This window comes from Micromonospora sp. WMMD754 (assembly GCF_049315235.1).
Classification (GTDB): domain Bacteria; phylum Actinomycetota; class Actinomycetes; order Mycobacteriales; family Micromonosporaceae; genus Micromonospora; species Micromonospora sediminicola.
The window spans coordinates 3,571,730-3,587,000 of sequence record NZ_CP186058.1; the positions used below are offsets into that span (position 1 = coordinate 3,571,730).

Annotated in this window: 15 protein-coding genes; 13 read left to right on the top strand and 2 right to left on the bottom strand. The window is 73.8% G+C overall.

Features of this window, described 5'->3' with window-relative positions; genetic code table 11:
- Positions 1 to 37 precede the first annotated feature (37 nt).
- From ACN27B_RS17385 to ACN27B_RS17420, 8 genes are all read left to right on the top strand, one after another.
- Positions 38 to 331, top strand: coding sequence for a DUF503 domain-containing protein (locus ACN27B_RS17385; RefSeq protein ID WP_013284668.1), 294 nt, complete (start codon positions 38 to 40; stop codon positions 329 to 331).
- Between the two features lie 203 nt (positions 332 to 534).
- A complete protein-coding gene (rbfA, locus tag ACN27B_RS17390; protein WP_396824285.1) occupies positions 535 to 1,038 on the top strand; it encodes a 30S ribosome-binding factor RbfA in 504 nt (167 codons plus the stop codon).
- A complete protein-coding gene (locus tag ACN27B_RS17395; protein ID WP_099162074.1) occupies positions 1,035 to 2,066 on the top strand; it encodes a DHH family phosphoesterase in 1,032 nt (343 codons plus the stop codon). The genes rbfA and ACN27B_RS17395 overlap by 4 nt, the downstream gene beginning before the upstream one ends.
- A gap of 981 nt (positions 2,067 to 3,047) precedes the next feature.
- On the top strand, positions 3,048 to 3,602 hold the full coding sequence (locus tag ACN27B_RS17400) for a hypothetical protein (RefSeq protein WP_422741007.1): 555 nt from the start codon (positions 3,048 to 3,050) through the stop codon (positions 3,600 to 3,602).
- A gap of 109 nt (positions 3,603 to 3,711) precedes the next feature.
- Complete coding sequence (locus ACN27B_RS17405) at positions 3,712 to 4,119, top strand: hypothetical protein (protein ID WP_091579953.1); 408 nt, start codon at positions 3,712 to 3,714, stop codon at positions 4,117 to 4,119.
- Complete coding sequence (locus tag ACN27B_RS17410) at positions 4,119 to 4,328, top strand: DUF6186 family protein (RefSeq protein WP_172968016.1); 210 nt, start codon at positions 4,119 to 4,121, stop codon at positions 4,326 to 4,328. Before ACN27B_RS17405 ends, ACN27B_RS17410 begins: the two co-directional genes overlap by 1 nt.
- A gap of 562 nt (positions 4,329 to 4,890) precedes the next feature.
- On the top strand, positions 4,891 to 5,493 hold the full coding sequence (locus ACN27B_RS17415) for an adenylate kinase (protein WP_422741008.1): 603 nt from the start codon (positions 4,891 to 4,893) through the stop codon (positions 5,491 to 5,493).
- Between the two features lie 51 nt (positions 5,494 to 5,544).
- Positions 5,545 to 6,864, top strand: coding sequence for an MATE family efflux transporter (locus ACN27B_RS17420; RefSeq protein ID WP_422741009.1), 1,320 nt, complete (start codon positions 5,545 to 5,547; stop codon positions 6,862 to 6,864).
- Between the two features lie 7 nt (positions 6,865 to 6,871).
- Here the strand turns inward: ACN27B_RS17420 and ACN27B_RS17425 are convergent, their stop codons facing one another.
- Positions 6,872 to 7,810, bottom strand: coding sequence for a hypothetical protein (locus ACN27B_RS17425; protein WP_396824289.1), 939 nt, complete (start codon positions 7,808 to 7,810; stop codon positions 6,872 to 6,874).
- Positions 7,804 to 8,793: a hypothetical protein gene (locus tag ACN27B_RS17430; RefSeq protein WP_422741010.1), complete on the bottom strand. Its 990-nt coding sequence runs from the start codon at positions 8,791 to 8,793 to the stop codon at positions 7,804 to 7,806. The genes ACN27B_RS17425 and ACN27B_RS17430 overlap by 7 nt, the downstream gene beginning before the upstream one ends.
- 109 nt (positions 8,794 to 8,902) lie before the next feature.
- Between ACN27B_RS17430 and truB the strand changes: the two genes are divergently transcribed.
- From truB to ACN27B_RS17455, 5 genes are all read left to right on the top strand, one after another.
- Positions 8,903 to 9,787: a tRNA pseudouridine(55) synthase TruB gene (truB, locus tag ACN27B_RS17435; protein WP_091579932.1), complete on the top strand. Its 885-nt coding sequence runs from the start codon at positions 8,903 to 8,905 to the stop codon at positions 9,785 to 9,787.
- A 30-nt stretch (positions 9,788 to 9,817) separates the two neighbouring features.
- A complete protein-coding gene (locus ACN27B_RS17440; RefSeq protein WP_091579929.1) occupies positions 9,818 to 10,744 on the top strand; it encodes a bifunctional riboflavin kinase/FAD synthetase in 927 nt (308 codons plus the stop codon).
- 183 nt (positions 10,745 to 10,927) lie between these two features.
- Positions 10,928 to 11,197, top strand: coding sequence for a 30S ribosomal protein S15 (rpsO, locus tag ACN27B_RS17445; RefSeq protein WP_013284678.1), 270 nt, complete (start codon positions 10,928 to 10,930; stop codon positions 11,195 to 11,197).
- Between the two features lie 221 nt (positions 11,198 to 11,418).
- Entirely contained in the window at positions 11,419 to 13,809 is a 2,391-nt protein-coding gene (locus tag ACN27B_RS17450) for a polyribonucleotide nucleotidyltransferase (protein WP_422741011.1), read from the top strand.
- A 120-nt stretch (positions 13,810 to 13,929) separates the two neighbouring features.
- Positions 13,930 to 15,261 carry a M16 family metallopeptidase gene (locus ACN27B_RS17455; RefSeq protein ID WP_422741012.1) on the top strand — a complete coding sequence of 444 codons (1,332 nt, stop codon included), beginning with the start codon at positions 13,930 to 13,932 and terminating at the stop codon, positions 15,259 to 15,261.
- Positions 15,262 to 15,271: the final 10 nt, after the last annotated feature.

Consider the following 15,271-nt stretch of genomic DNA (forward strand, 5'->3'; position numbering starts at 1 on the left):
GTGCCGGGCGGTGCCCGCCCGCGTACCGTTGCTCGCCGTGTATACCGGAACCGCGCTGTTCGACCTGTTGCTCCCGGGCGACTCCCGCTCCCTGAAGGCCAAGCGGTCCTACGTCCGGCCGATCGTCGCCGCGCTGCGCAAGTTCGAGGTCTCCGCCGCCGAGGTGGGCGCGCTCGACCTGCACGGCCGGGCCGAGATCGGGGTGGCCGTGGTGGCCGCCGAGCCGGCCCACGTCCGCGAGGTGCTCGACTCCTGCGAGCGGCTGGTCGCCGCCCGTCCGGAGACCGAGCTGCTGTCGGTACGCCGCCGCCTGCACGGCGCGGACGACTGACGCCGTCGGCGCGTCGCACGGCAGCCCGGCCGTGCCGCGCGACGCCCGACCGGACGCGGGTAATGTTCTTCGACGTTGGGCGGTCGGACCCGGCGGCGCCCGGCGTCGTCCGTCTCCGGCCGACGGTTCCCGATCACGGCACGGCGCCCGACGCGCCGGGGACGGGGTCGGGGCCGGTGAACCGTGATCGTGGAGGTGGGGACATGTCGGATCCGGCCAAGGTACGCCGGCACGCGGAGCGCATCCGTGAACTGGTCGCGTCGCTGGTGCGGAGCCAGATCAAGGACCCCCGGCTCGGCATGATCACGATCACCGACGCCCGGATCACCGCCGACCTGCGCGACGCCACCGTCTTCTACACCGTGCTCGGCGACGCGGCGGCCCAGGCGAGCACCGCCGCCGCGCTGGAGAGCGCCAAGGGCATGCTGCGCAGCACCGTCGGCAAGGCCCTCGGGCTGCGACACTCACCGACGCTGACCTTCGTCCTCGACGACGTGCAGGACCAGGTCAAGCACATCGACGACCTGCTCGCGGCGGCGCGCAACGCCGACGCCGAGGTGCAGCGGCTGGCCGCCACGTCCTCCTACGCGGGCGAGGCCCAGCCGTACCGGGTCGAGGACGAGGACGAGGACTCGCCGGCCGGGGACGCCGCGGCCGGGGACGAGCCGACCGGGGACGACGAACCGCGCGGCGGCGACCGCCGGTGACCGGGGCCGGCCCTGGTCCCACCGACGCCGAGTGGGCGGCCGCCGTCGAGGCGGTACGCGGGCTCCCCGCCGACGCGCGGGTGCTCCTGATCTGCCACGTCAACCCGGACGGGGACGCGCTCGGCAGCATGCTCGGCTTCGGGCTGGGGCTGCGCCGGCTCGGCGTACGCCATCTCCAGGCGACCTTCCCCGGCCCGCCCGGCGTCCCCGAGCCGTTCCGCTGGCTGCCCGGCGTCGAGCTGCTGGTGCCGCAGGACGACGCGTACCCGGATCCGGACCTGGTGATCTGCTTCGACGCGGCCGGCGACTCCCGGCTGGGCGACCTGGTCGACCGGCTGGGCCGGGCGGGCACGTCGCTGGTGCTGGACCACCACGCCTCGAACACCGGCTTCGGCCGGATCAACCTGGTCGACCCGCACGCCGCGGCCACCTCCGTGGTCGCGCTGGGCCTGCTGGACCGGCTCGGCGTTCCGCTGGACGCGGAGATGGCGACCGGGCTCTACGTGGCGCTGACCACCGACACCGGCTCGTTCCGCTTCGAGGCGACCACCCCGGCGGTGCACGAGATGGCCGCCCGCCTGCTCGCCACCGGCATCCGCCCCGGCGACATCTCCCGGCGGATCTTCGACACCCGCCCGTTCGGCGCCGTCCGGCTCTTCGGCGAGGTGCTCGGCCGGGCCACGCTGGAACCCGCGGCCGCCGCCGGGCACGGCCTGGTCTGGACGTACGCGACCCACGACGACCTGGCCCGCCACGACCAGCCGGCGTACGTGCTGGAGGCGCTGATCGACTCGGTGCGCTGCACCGCCGAGGCGGACGTGAGCTGCGTGGTCAAGCAGTCCGGCGACGCCGAGTGGGCGGTCTCGCTGCGCAGCAAGGGCGCGGTGGACGTGAGCCGGGTGGCGGTGGCGCTCGGCGGCGGCGGGCACCGGTTCGCGGCCGGCTTCACCGGCCGGGGCCCGCTCGACGAGGTGGTCGAGAACATCCGCGCCGCGCTCGGCGCCGAGGTGCTCGTTCCGCACTCCTGACCGCCCCGCCTCCCGCCCGCTTCTCCGACCCCGCCGTTTCCCGAGGTGGCGGGGTCGTCCCGGTCCTGCCGTGTGTTTCGTGGCGGCGTCTCTCCGCCCCCCAGATGCCGCCACCTGCCCCTCCCGGTCCTTGCGCGGGTTGACCGACCCCCTTGGCGGCCCCTCGGCCCCGGACCCCGCCAGCTTCCCGACGTGGTGACCCCTCGGCCGGGTGTAAGCGCGGATTGTGCCGGCTGTCCGTTTCTTTGGGAGATCTTGGAAGTTCGGGGCCCCTCTGGGGGCCGTTTTCTTCCAAGATCTCGGCGAGCGCACGAGCGCACGAGCGCACGAGCGCACGAGCGCACGAGCGCACGAGCGCACGAGCGCACGAGCGGGCGAGCGGTGGGGAGGGAAGGGAGCGCACAGGCAGTGCGTCCGTGTTCCGGAGACGTCCCGGCGCCGGTGGTACGTGATGGGTGTCTGCCAGGTCGGGAGGCACCCATGGCGTTCCACTGACGGGGTTGGCGAGCGGTGGGTGGAACGTCATGGGTGTCTGCGGGACCGCGACGCACCCATGGTGTTCCACTCGGGGGGTTGGCGGCCGGTGGGTGCAACGTCATGGGTGTCTGCGGGGTCGGGATGCGCGCGGTTTCCACCCGCCGGTGTGCGTGGACTGGGGTGGCTTGTCCGGTTCGGCGGTGGTGGGCGGCACCCCGGGCGCGGAATCGGCGCCGGGTCGGCGGCGTTGTAACCCGGTGGACGACCGAGCAGGCAGCGAGCCCCTGAGGGCCGCCCCGCCCCCGGGAATGACGGTGGGCGGCCGGTCGTTGCACATCATCCCGGCGCCGCGACGAGGCCCCCCGCCCCGCGAGCTGCCGAACCCCGGCCCCCGCCACACGGCCTCCGAGCCCGACGGGCAAGCCGGATCCCCTCAAGACTTTTCGCGCGCCTGACGGTGCCCACACCCCCCCGGGTGTGTTGACCCCCGAATGGAGCCCTCTCATGAACACGATCCTGCGTAAGAGCATTCTCGGTATCGCTGGTCTGGCCTTCACCGGTGGTGTGTTCGCCGGTCCGGTCGCCGCCCACGCCGACACCGCCCATGCCGCCGCCGGTAAGCCCGTCGTGGCTGTCGCGAGCGTGCAGGGTGAGCAGTCGACCATCACGCTGAACGACGAGCAGCTGGCCAACGCGAAGGCGATCATCGCCGCGACGAAGAAGGCCGGTCTGCCGGAGCGGGCCGCGGTCATCTCGATCGCCACCGCCCTGCAGGAGTCGAAGCTGGAGAACCTCGGGCACCTCGGCGACAAGAATGACCACGACTCGCTGGGCCTGTTCCAGCAGCGCCCGTCCTCGGGTTGGGGCACGCCGGAGCAGATCACCGACCCCGAGTACTCCACCCTGGCGTTCCTCAAGGGCCTGAAGCAGGTCGACGGCTGGGACAAGATGCCCCTGACCGACGCCGCGCAGACCGTCCAGGTCTCCGCCTACCCGGACGCGTACGCGCAGTGGGAGAAGCAGGCCACCGACATCGTGGCCGAGCACTGGACCAAGTAAGACCGAAGGCCGGCACCCCGAACCCGGGGTGCCGGCCTTCGTCGTATTCGACGGAATCACGAGGCGTGCCGGTCTTCCCGCGTTACGTCACGCTGGGGACAATCGGGTGATGGATCATCCCCGTGAGCTCACCGTCGATGCGCCCCGGGTCTGGGACCGGCCGGTCGTCTCCGTGCCGGTGCTGATCTGCCTCTCCCTGGTCGGCGGTCAACTGCCGTCGTTCTCGACCGCGGCGAACCTCTACATCCTCGGTACGGGCGGGGGGTTGATCTGGGTCGGGTTGAACAACCGGGTGCCGAGGCGTCCGGCCCCACGTCGGTTGCCGTCCGGCGCGCTGTGGTGGCTGCTGCCGGTCACCGTCTTCGGGGTCTTCGAGGGGGCGACGTTCGTGCTGTCCGTGGGCGACGACTTCCCGACGTTCTCCCGCCTGGCCGATCCGCTGCTGGAGGATCACCTGGCTCGCTCGGCCGCCTGGTTCGCCTGGCTGGCCGCGTTCTGGGGACTGGTCCGCCGATGATGCGCGCTCTGGCGATCGGCGGGTTCCTGGCCGCGCTGCTGCTGTTCGCGGCCGTCGAGTGGGCGGCCCGTCGGGAGGGTTCCCGGATCCCGTCGCTGGCCGACGTGTGCGCCTTCGTCATGCGGTACGAGGTCGGCCCGGTCCCGGTCGGCCGGATCGGCCTGTTCGGCTTCTGGTGGTGGCTCGGCTGGCACTTCCTGGCCCGCTGACGGGTGTCCGCATTGCGGGAACAGTGGGCACCATCTGGAAAGTGAACGTTAATTTGGGTGAGGGCCGGCGCTTCGCGGCGCTGGTCACGGGCGGTGGTGCCGCACCCGGCATCGCCTCCCTCCAGGGTCAGACCGACCCGGGCTCACGCTGCCAGGCGAGCCGCTCCGGTGATCCCGGACCGCTGCCGGCGCTCAGCAGGCCGACGACTCCAGGTCGCGGCGCGACGGCCGTCGCGTCCGGTCGGAGCGCCGGACGCCCGTAGGGCCGCCGTGCCTCGGTGGTCCGCACCCTGGAAGGACTCGATTCCATGCCCAGCAAGCGCAAGCCGCAGACCGAGACCACCACCGACGAGGCGCGCGAGCAGATGCGCCGCGCGCTGCAGACCTCGATGGACACCCGTCAGTGACGCAGGTCGTCCGGCGGTGACGTCGGCCGGGCCGGGCACCCGCACCGTTCGCCCGGGCCGAGGCCGACGTCACCGCCGTACGCGACCGGAGGCCGCGGGCCGCGACGGTGCCGTACCGGTCACCGAATCCCGCACGGCGGCGCTACCGTCTCCCGGTGCGCCGCATCCTCGTCGTCGGCAGTTCCGGCGCCGGCAAGAGCACGCTCGCCGGTGAGTTGGCCCGGCGTCTCGACCTGCCCCTGATCCACCTCGACCGGCACTACTGGCGGCCCGGCTGGACCGCGCCGGAGCCGGCCGACTTCCGTGCCGAGGTGGCGTCGCTGGCCGCCCGCCCCGCCTGGGTGATGGACGGCAACTACGCGGGCACCCTCGACCTCCGGCTGCCCCGCGCCGACGCCCTGGTGTTCTGCGACCCCTCCCGCATCCTCTGCCTGACCCGGGTGCTGCGCCGCCGCTGGCTCCACCGCGCCACGTCCGGCGCCGCCAGGTCGGGCCGCACCGCCGGCATGCAGGGCCGCCCCACGTCCGACGCAGCCGGGTCGGGCCGCGCCGCGTCCGAAGCCCCCACGTCCCGCCCCGATCTTCCCGACGGCTGCCCGGAGCGGATCGACCTCGACCTCCTGCGCCACGTCTGGCGCTTTCCCCGCCACTCCCGTCCCCGGGTGTTGACGGCCGTCGCCGCGTACGCGCCCGCGATCCCGGTGCACCGGCTGCGCGGGCCGCGCGACGTCGCGCGCCTCCTGGACCGCCTCGCGTAAGTAGTCTTCGACCTTGCGGACCTTACCGCGCGCGTGCCAGGATCGGCGGCGATGAGCACCGCCGCCCTCGCCACCGCCGCCTCGCCCCGGCGGATCGCCGCCCTCGCGCTGCCCGCCCTGGTGGTGTTGGCCGCCGAGCCGCTCTACGTCCTGGTCGACACCGCCGTGGTGGGTCACCTGGGCCGGGTGCCGCTCGCCGCGCTCGCCGTGGGCGGCACGGTGATGACCCTGACCGCCTGGATCGGCACGGTCGTCGCGTACGGCACCACGGGTCGCTCGGCCCGCCGCTTCGGGGCGGGGGACCGGGCCGCCGCGGTGGCCGAGGGCGTCCAGGCGTCCTGGCTCGCGCTCGCCACCGGAGTGCTGGTGGCGGTCGCCATCGGCATCGGCGGGGGCGCGCTGGCGCGTACCCTCGTCGGCGGCCCCGGCGAGGTGGCCGACGCCGCCGCCGGATGGCTGCGGATCGCGGCGCTCGGCGCGCCCGGCCTGCTGCTCGCCGCCGCCGGCAACGGCTGGCTGCGCGGCATCCAGGACACCCGCCGTCCGCTGCTGTTCGTGCTCGGCCCGAACCTGTTCTCCGCGCTGCTCTGCCCGCTGCTCGTCTACCCGGCCGGGCTCGGCCTGGTCGGCTCGGCGGTGGCGAACGCGATCGCGCAGACGCTGTCCGGGGTGCTGTTCGCGGCGGCGCTGGTGCGGGAGCGGGTCTCGCTGCGCCCCCGGCCCCGGGTGATCGGCCAGCAGCTCGTGCTCAGCCGGGACCTGCTCGTGCGGGGCGTCGCGTTCCAGGCCAGCTTCCTGTCCGCGACCGCGGTCGCGGCCCGCTTCGGGGCCGCCGCGGTCGGCGCGCACCAGATCGCCGTACAACTCTGGTTCTTCACCGCGCTGGTGCTGGACGCGCTGGCGATCGCCGCGCAGGCGCTGGTCGGCGCCGCGCTCGGCGCCGGCGACGCGGCCGGCGCCCGGTTCCTCGCCCGCCGCGTCGCCCTGCTCGGTGGGCTGTGCGGCGTGGCCTTCGCGGTGCTGATCGCCGCCGGCGCCGGCCTGGTGCCGTCGTGGTTCAGCTCCGATCCCCAGGTACGCGAGCAGGCCATGGTGGCCTGGCCCTGGTTCGTCGCGCTCCAGCCCATCGGCGGCGTGGTGTTCGCCCTCGACGGGGTGCTGATCGGCGCCGGTGACGTGCGCTACCTGCGCAACCTCACCATCGTGGCCGCGCTGGGCGGGTTCCTGCCGGCGATCTGGCTCGCCTACGGTCTCGACCTGGGCCTCGGCGGGATCTGGGCCGGGCTGACGCTGTTCGTGGTGCTGCGGCTGGTCGCGCTGCTGCTGCGGATGCGCTCGGGCGCCTGGGCGGTGGTCGGCGCGGTCCGCTGACCGCTCGTCAGCAGGAGTCCGGCAGCTCGATCGGGTGCTCCGGGTCGTAGAGCGTGTCCGGGTCCCCGGGGAACGGGGTGCCGTCCATGTCCGCGCTACCGGGGCGGATCAGCCCGAGCTTGACGGCGTCGCAGTCCACGCCCCACCCGTAGCTCGACATCCGGTGCAGCCAGAGCCCCCGGTCCGCCCGCGCCACGTCGCCGTCGCGCGGCAGCCGCCAGACGATCTCGTCGTGCAGCAGGACCACCGAGTGACCGGACCGGGAGGCGGGGTCGCGGAACCCGTAGACCCAGACGACGTTGCTGGTCACCTCCAGCATTCTTACGCCGTCGGCCTGCCGGACCGCCCGGTAGGTCAGGCGGCCCTTGGTCCGGGGTTGGTCCGGGGTGAGCCGGGCGTCCGGGGCCAGCCGGGTCGCGTACGTGCCGATCGTCTCGGTGGACCAGTCCTTGCGCACCGACTCGCGGGCGGCCGGGGCGAAGTGGCGCAGCAGCGGGGTCGGGTTGTCGCCGGTCATGAACGTGCGGTCCAGGCGGGCGGTCAGCATCGCGGCGCGGACCCGGTCGAGCCCGGCGGCCACCTCGGCGGCGGTGAGGCCGCCGGTCGGGCGGGCCGGGGGCAGCACGATCCCCGCCGCCCCCGCCGGCCAGTGCGCCGCCGGGGTGTCGGCGAAGACGTCCGGTGGCGTCGTCGGTCGCGTGGTGGCCGGCGCGCCGGTGGCCGGGGACGGCGCGGGCGCCGGGCGCCGGAGCTGCCGGTAGCCGTATCCGGCGGCGCCGGCGGTCGCGGCGAGCAGCAGCACCACGCCGAGCGCCGCCGCGAGCCGGCGGGCGCGCCGCCGGCACCAGATCCGCAGGCGTACGACGAGACTCGGCCTGATCTCCCGCTCCAACCGGTCCAGCCAGTCGGGGTGGCCGTCGCGCTCGGAGCCCGGTGGGCTCAGCACTGTTCCGCGACCTTGAGCGAGCGGTCCAGGTCGTACGCGGCGTCCGGGTGCTCCCCGTCACCGGGGCCGCCGTAGCTCGGCGTGATCTCCAGCTCGAGCAGCCCCTTGTTCAGGCTGGCGCACTCCACGTTCGTCGCGTAGGACTCCGCGTCCTGCATCCACAGGCCACGGGAGGCGGCGATGACGTCGCCCGGGTGGGGCACCTGCCAGACCACGGTGTCGTGCACCAGGATGACCTCGGGGTCCGCCAGGGTGCGCACGCTCTGGACGGCGTAGACCCAGACGAAGTTGGTGGTGACCTCCAGCACCCGGATGCCGTCAGCGTCCCGCGTGGCGCGGTACGAGATCCGCCCCCGCACCCGGGGCTGGTCGGTCGTCAACCGGGTGCTCGGCCCGAACCGGGTGGCGTAGTTGGCGGCGCCGCCACTGGCGAAGTCGGCCCGGATCGTGGCGCGGTCGTCCGGGGCGAACTGTCGCACCAGCCGCTCCGAGTCCTTCGCGGTGAGGAACGCGCGGTCCAGCCGGCCGGTGACCAGCGCCTTGCGGACCGTGGCCAGCGCGTCGGTCACCTGCTTCTCGGTGAACGCGCCGGTCCGTCGGGCGCGTGGCAGGGCGATGCCGGCCGCGCCCTCGGCGAAGTCGGCGGCGGGGGTGCCGTCGAACGGCCCGGCGGCCGGTGGGGGCGACGCCGAGCTGACCGCCTGCTCGCCGCTCGGCGGTCTGACCGTGGGGTACGCCACCGGGACCTCGCGCCAACGCTGGAGTCCCTGGTAGCCGGTCGCCGCGACCGAGCCCGCGCAGACCAGCAGGAGCAGTGCGGCCGCGCCGCCGAGCAGCTTCGCGGAGTGCCGGCTCGCGCCGATCCGCCACCGGTCGGCCCGGCCCGGCGCGACCTCCGGGGTGGGTTGGCGTAGCCAGTCGGGAACCGGCCCCAGGGCCTCGTGGGAAGGGTGGGGGTCGGGGGCGGAACGGGGATCGGTCATCGGGCTTCCCGGGCAGGCGCGGCGGACGGCGGCTGATCTTGACACCCCCGGTGACCCGGGCGGTATCCCCCGCGGGGCCGATCACCGCCGTCTGGCAGGCTTGGCGGTCGTGAGCGCAGACGGTCTGATCGTGGTCGACAAGCCCGGCGGCATGACGTCGCACGACGTGGTGGCCCGCGTGCGGCGACTGGCCCGCACCCGCCGGGTGGGCCACGGCGGCACGCTGGACCCGATGGCCACCGGCGTGCTGGTGATCGGGGTGGGCCGGGCGACCCGGCTGCTGACCTACGTGATCGGCGCCGGCAAGAGCTACACCGCGACGATCCGGCTGGGGCAGTCCACGGTCACCGACGACGCCGAGGGCGAGGTGGTCGCGAGCACGCCGGCCGGCGCGGTCACCGACGAGGCGGTACGCGCCGCGCTGGCCGTGCTCACCGGCGAGATCGACCAGGTGCCCAGCGCGGTCAGCGCCATCAAGATCGACGGGCAGCGGGCGTACAAGCGGGTCCGCGACGGGGAGACCGTCGAGCTGCCCGCCCGCCGGGTGACCGTCTCCCGGCTCGACGTGCGGGCGATCCGCCGGGACACCCCGGACGTGGTCGACGTGGACGTCGACGTCACCTGCTCGTCCGGGACGTACATCCGGGCCCTGGCCCGCGACGCGGGCGTGGCTCTCGGGGTCGGCGGGCACCTCACCGCGCTGCGCCGCACCTCGGTCGGCGCGTTCACGCTGGCCGAGGCGGCCACGCTCGACCAGTTGGAGGAGCGCGCCCCGGAGGTGGTGAACCTGTCGCTGGACGCGGCGGCCGACCGCTACTTCCCGCGCCGGGACGCCACCGCCGAGGAGGCCCGGGTGCTCTCCCACGGCGGGCCGCTGGCCCCGGTGGGGATCGCCGGGCCGTACGCGGTCTTCGGCCCGGCCGGCGGGCTGATCGCTATCGTCAGCGAGCGGGACGGACGGGCCCGCGCGGAGATCGTGCTGGCCCCGGCCTGACGGCGCGCGGGCGGACAGGGGAGGAGCGGCATGCAGCGGTGGCGGGGGTACGAGGCGGCGCCCGGCGGCTGGGGGCGCTCGGTGGTCACCATCGGCGTCTTCGACGGCGTGCACAAGGGGCACCAGGCCACCATCGGCCATGCCGTGGCGCGCGCCCGTGAGCTGGGCGTCAAGTCGGTGGTGGTGACGTTCGACCCGCACCCGGCCGAGGTGGTCCGCCCCGGCTCGCACCCGGCGGTGCTCACCGAGCCGGCCCGCAAGGCGGAGCTGATCGAGGCGCTCGGCGCGGACGTGCTCTGCGTGGTGCCGTTCACCCCGGAGTTCTCCCGGCTGCCGGCCGAGGCGTTCGTGCACGACATCCTGGTCGAGCACCTGCACGCCGCGCTGGTGGTGGTCGGCGACAACTTCCGGTTCGGCCACCGGGCGGCCGGTGACGTGGCCCTGCTGGAGCGGCTGGGCCGCACCTTCGGCTTCGCCGTGGAGGGGGCGCCGCTGGTCGCCGAGGCGGGCACGGTCTTCTCCTCCACGTACATCCGGTCCTGCGTCGACGCGGGCGACGTGCGCGCGGCGGCGGCGGCGCTCGGCCGCCCGCACCGGGTCGAGGGCGTGGTGGTCCGCGGCGACCAGCGCGGGCGTGAGCTGGGTTACCCGACGGCCAACCTGCTGACCCACCGGTACGCGGCGGTGCCCGCCGACGGGGTGTACGCGGCCCGGCTGGTGCGTCGCGGCGGCGACCCGCTCGCGGCGGCGGTCTCGATCGGCACGAACCCGACGTTCTCCGGGCGGGAACGACGGGTCGAGGCGTACGCGCTGGACTTCAGCGGCGACCTGTACGGCGAGCGGCTGGCCCTGGACTTCGTGGCGCACCTGCGCGAGCAACGGACGTACGACGCGATCGAGCCGTTGGTCGCCCAGATCGCCGAGGACGTGGAGCGGACCCGCCGGGCGGTGTCCTGACCCGCTCGCGGACCTTGACCGGCCGGTCCGGCCCGGGGCTGGTAGGCTGGCGGAGACGTCGGCTGACCGACGGGGGCCTCGCGTGCCTGCACGACGCCGCGGGTGCGAGGAACCGGGCCGTCGCACCGGTCACCACGACCGCTCCGACGGACCTCATCGAACGACCCACGAAACAGGGAGAACATGGCGCTCGACCAGGAAGCCAAGGCCAAGATCCGCCAGGAGTACGCGACCGCCGAGGGCGACACCGGTTCGCCGGAGGTGCAGGTCGCGGTCCTGACCAAGCGGATCGCGGAGCTGACCGAGCACCTGAAGGTGCACAAGCACGACCACCACAGCCGCCGCGGGCTGCTGCTGCTGGTCGGCCGGCGCCGTCGGCTGCTCAACTACGTCCAGAAGAAGGACATCAACCGCTACCGATCGCTCATCGAGCGGCTCGGCCTGCGCCGATGACCTGACGGGGGAGTGGCCGCTCGGCCGCTCCCCCGTTCCGGTACCACCAGAAGAAACCGGCCGCGCGACGACCCGAGAGGGAGCCGGTCAGCACCGGTCTCCGGTAGTGGCCCCCGGGAACCTCGGCACCATGCCGACCCTCCCGGGCGCTTCGATCGAAGACCGGCCGCCTGAGCAGTTCCCGTGTCGTCGGCCGACGACGCGAAGGAGCACCACAGCACATGACCGAGACCAACCTCGGCACCGAATCCCGCACCGCCGTGATCGACAACGGGTCCTTCGGCACCCGTGAGATCACCTTCTCCACCGGCCGGCTGGCCCGGCAGGCCGCCGGCTCCGTCGTCGCCCAGCTCGGCGAGACGGTCGTCCTCTCCGCCACCACGGCGGGCAAGCAGCCGCGCGAGTCGTTCGACTTCTTCCCGCTGACCGTCGACGTCGAGGAGCGGATGTACGCCGCGGGCCGGATCCCCGGCTCGTTCTTCCGCCGCGAGGGCCGGCCCAGCGAGGACGCGATCCTCACCTGCCGCCTGATCGACCGGCCGCTGCGCCCCTCGTTCGTCAAGGGCCTGCGCAACGAGGTCCAGGTCGTCGAGACCGTGCTCGCGCTCGACCCGCAGCACCCGTACGACGTGGTGGCCATCAACGCCGCCTCGATGTCGACCAAGCTCTCCGGCCTGCCGTTCTCCGGCCCGATCGGCGCGACCCGGGTCGCGCACGTCGAGGGCCAGTGGGTCGCCTTCCCGACCCTGGAGGAGCTGGAGCGCGCCACCTTCGACATGGTCGTCGCCGGTCGCACCCTGCCCGACGGCGAGGTCGCGATCATGATGGTCGAGGCCGAGGCCACCCCGCACGCGGTGACCCTGATCTCGGGCGGCGCCACCGCGCCGACCGAGGAGATCGTGGCCAGCGGCCTGGAGGCCGCCAAGCCGGCCATCCGCGAGCTGTGCCGGGCGCAGAGCGAGCTGGCCGAGGTGGCCGCCAAGCCGGTCGCCGAGTTCCCGGTCTTCCTGGACTACCAGGACGACGTGTACGACGCGGTGGCCGACGTGGCCCGCGCCGACGTCACCGAGGCGCTGAAGATCGCCGGCAAGGCCGACCGCGAGGAGGCCCTGGACCGGATCAAGGCCAAGGTCGCCGAGGAGCTGACCGGTCGCTTCGAGGGCCGCGAGAAGGAGCTGTCCGCCGCGTTCCGCTCGCTGACCAAGTCCGAGGTCCGCAACCGGGTGCTGCGCGAGCAGGTCCGCATCGACGGCCGCGGGCCGCGCGACATCCGCCCGCTGACCGCCGAGGTCGGCGTGCTGCCGCGGGTGCACGGCTCGGCGCTGTTCGAGCGCGGCGAGACCCAGATCCTGGGCGTCACCACGCTGAACATGCTGCGCATGGAGCAGATGGTGGACACGCTGTCCCCCGAGAACCGCAAGCGCTACATGCACAACTACAACTTCCCGCCGTACTCGACCGGTGAGACCGGCCGGGTCGGCTCGCCGAAGCGGCGCGAGATCGGCCACGGCGCGTTGGCCGAGCGGGCGCTGCTCCCGGTGCTGCCGTCGCGCGAGGAGTTCCCGTACGCCATCCGGCAGGTCTCCGAGGCGCTCGGCTCCAACGGCTCCACCTCGATGGGTTCGGTCTGCGCCTCGACGCTGGGCCTGCTCTCGGCCGGTGTGCCGCTGAAGGCGCCGGTCGCCGGCATCGCCATGGGCCTCATCTCCGACGAGGTCGACGGCAAGACCCAGTACGTGACGCTGACCGACATCCTCGGCGCCGAGGACGCGTTCGGTGACATGGACTTCAAGGTCGCCGGCACCCGCGACTTCGTCACCGCGCTGCAGCTCGACACCAAGCTCGACGGCATCCCGTCGGACGTGCTGGCCGCCGCGCTCCAGCAGGCGCACGAGGCCCGGCAGACCATCCTCGACGTGATGCAGCGGGCCATCGAGGCCCCGGCGGAGATGTCGGACTACGCGCCGCGCGTCACCACCGTCAAGATCCCGGTCGACAAGATCGGCATGGTGATCGGCCCGAAGGGCCAGACCATCAACGCGATCCAGGACGAGACCGGCGCCGAGATCTCGATCGAGGACGACGGCACCATCTACGTCGGCGCGACCAACGGCCCGTCGGCCCAGGCCGCGGTGGACCGGATCAACGGCATCGCCAACCCGACCCTGCCGAAGGTGGGGGAGCGGTTCCTCGGCACCGTGGTGAAGACGGCCGCGTTCGGCGCCTTCATCTCGCTCCTGCCCGGCCGCGACGGCCTGCTGCACATCTCCAAGGTGGGCGACGGCAAGCGGGTCGAGAAGGTCGAGGACTTCCTCAACGTCGGCGACAAGGTCGAGGTCGAGATCGCCGACATCGACGCGCGCGGCAAGATCTACCTGGACAAGATCCGTCCGGAGGGCGCCGAGGCGCCGGCCGCCGGTGAGGCCGCCGGCGGCGAGCGTCCGTCCGGCCGGGACCGTGGCGGCGATCGCGGCCCGCGTGACCGGGGCGACCGCGGTGGTGACCGCGGTGGTGACCGTGGCGGCGACCGCGGTGGTGACCGGGGCGGCGAGCGTCGCTCCGAGGGTGGCGAGGGCGGCGACCGTCCGCGTCGCCGGACCCGGCACAGCTGATCGACCGACCGGCCCGGGCGACGTGTGCGTCGCCCGGGCCGGCCCACGGCTCCAGGTCGCGTGCGCGGGCTGGAGCCGTCGTTCGTTCCCCACCCCTCGTGGTACGGAGAGCAGGTTCCCGTGAGTTCGTCTTCCCCTGCGCCGGGACGGGCGGTCACCCGCACCCTCAGCGACGACCCACTCGGCGGCACCGTCCGGCGTACCGTGCTGCCCAGCGGGCTGCGCGTGCTCACCGAGGCGATCCCGGCGATGCGCAGCGTCTCGTTCGGCATCTGGGTGGCGGTCGGCTCCCGGGACGAGACCGGGCCGCAGGCCGGCGCCGCGCACTTCCTGGAGCACCTGCTCTTCAAGGGCACCCGCAAGCGCACCGCGCTGGAGATCTCGTCCGAGATCGAGGCGGTGGGCGGCGAGACCAACGCCTTCACCACGAAGGAATACACCTGCTACTACGCCCGGGTGCTGGACGAGGACCTGCCGCTGGCCATCGACGTGATGTGCGACGCGGTGGCCGACTCGGTGCTGGCCGAGCCGGACGTGGAGACCGAGCGCGGCGTCATCCTCGAAGAGATCGCCATGCACGACGACGAGCCCGGCGACGAGGTGCACGACCTGTTCGCCCGCGCGGTCTACGGCGACCACCCGCTCGGCCGGCTCATCTCCGGCACCGAGGACACGGTCACCCCGATGACCCGGCGGCAGATCCAGGGCTTCTACCGCAAGCGGTACACCCCGCCGCAGATCGTGATCGCCGCTGCCGGCAACCTCGACCACGCCGCCGTGGTCAGGCTGGTCCGGCAGGCGCTGCGCGACACGCCGCTGGACACCGACCCGGCCGCGCCGGCGCCGCACCGGTCGACCACCCCGGCGGTACGCACGAAGCCGGCCACCACGCTGGTCGAGCCGAAGGAGACCGAGCAGGCCCACGTCATCCTGGGCTGCCCCGCCATCGACCGCACCGACGACCGGCGCTTCGCGCTCGGCGTGCTCAACAACGTGCTCGGCGGCGGCATGTCCAGCCGACTGTTCCAGGAGATCCGGGAGCAGCGCGGCCTGGCGTACTCGGTCTACTCCTACGCCAGCCAGTACGCCGACAGCGGCGTCTTCGCCGTCTATGCCGGCTGCGCTCCGGGCAAGGTGGACGAGGTGCTCGACCTGACCCGGGCCGAGCTGGCCCGGGTGGCCGCCGAGGGCATCACCGAGGCGGAACTGGCCCGGGGCAAGGGGATGAGCAAGGGCTCGTTCGTGCTCGGGCTGGAGGACACCGGCTCCCGGATGAGTCGGCTGGCCAAGGGCGAGCTGCTCTACGGCAACCTGATGCCGGTGGACGAGCTGCTGGCCCGGGTGGACGCGGTCACCCTGGCGGACGTGAACGACCTCGCCGCCGAGCTGCTCGCCCGGCCGATGTCGCTGGCCGTGGTCGGCCCGTTCGACGAGGGCGCCTTCACGCGCTGACCGGCGTCCC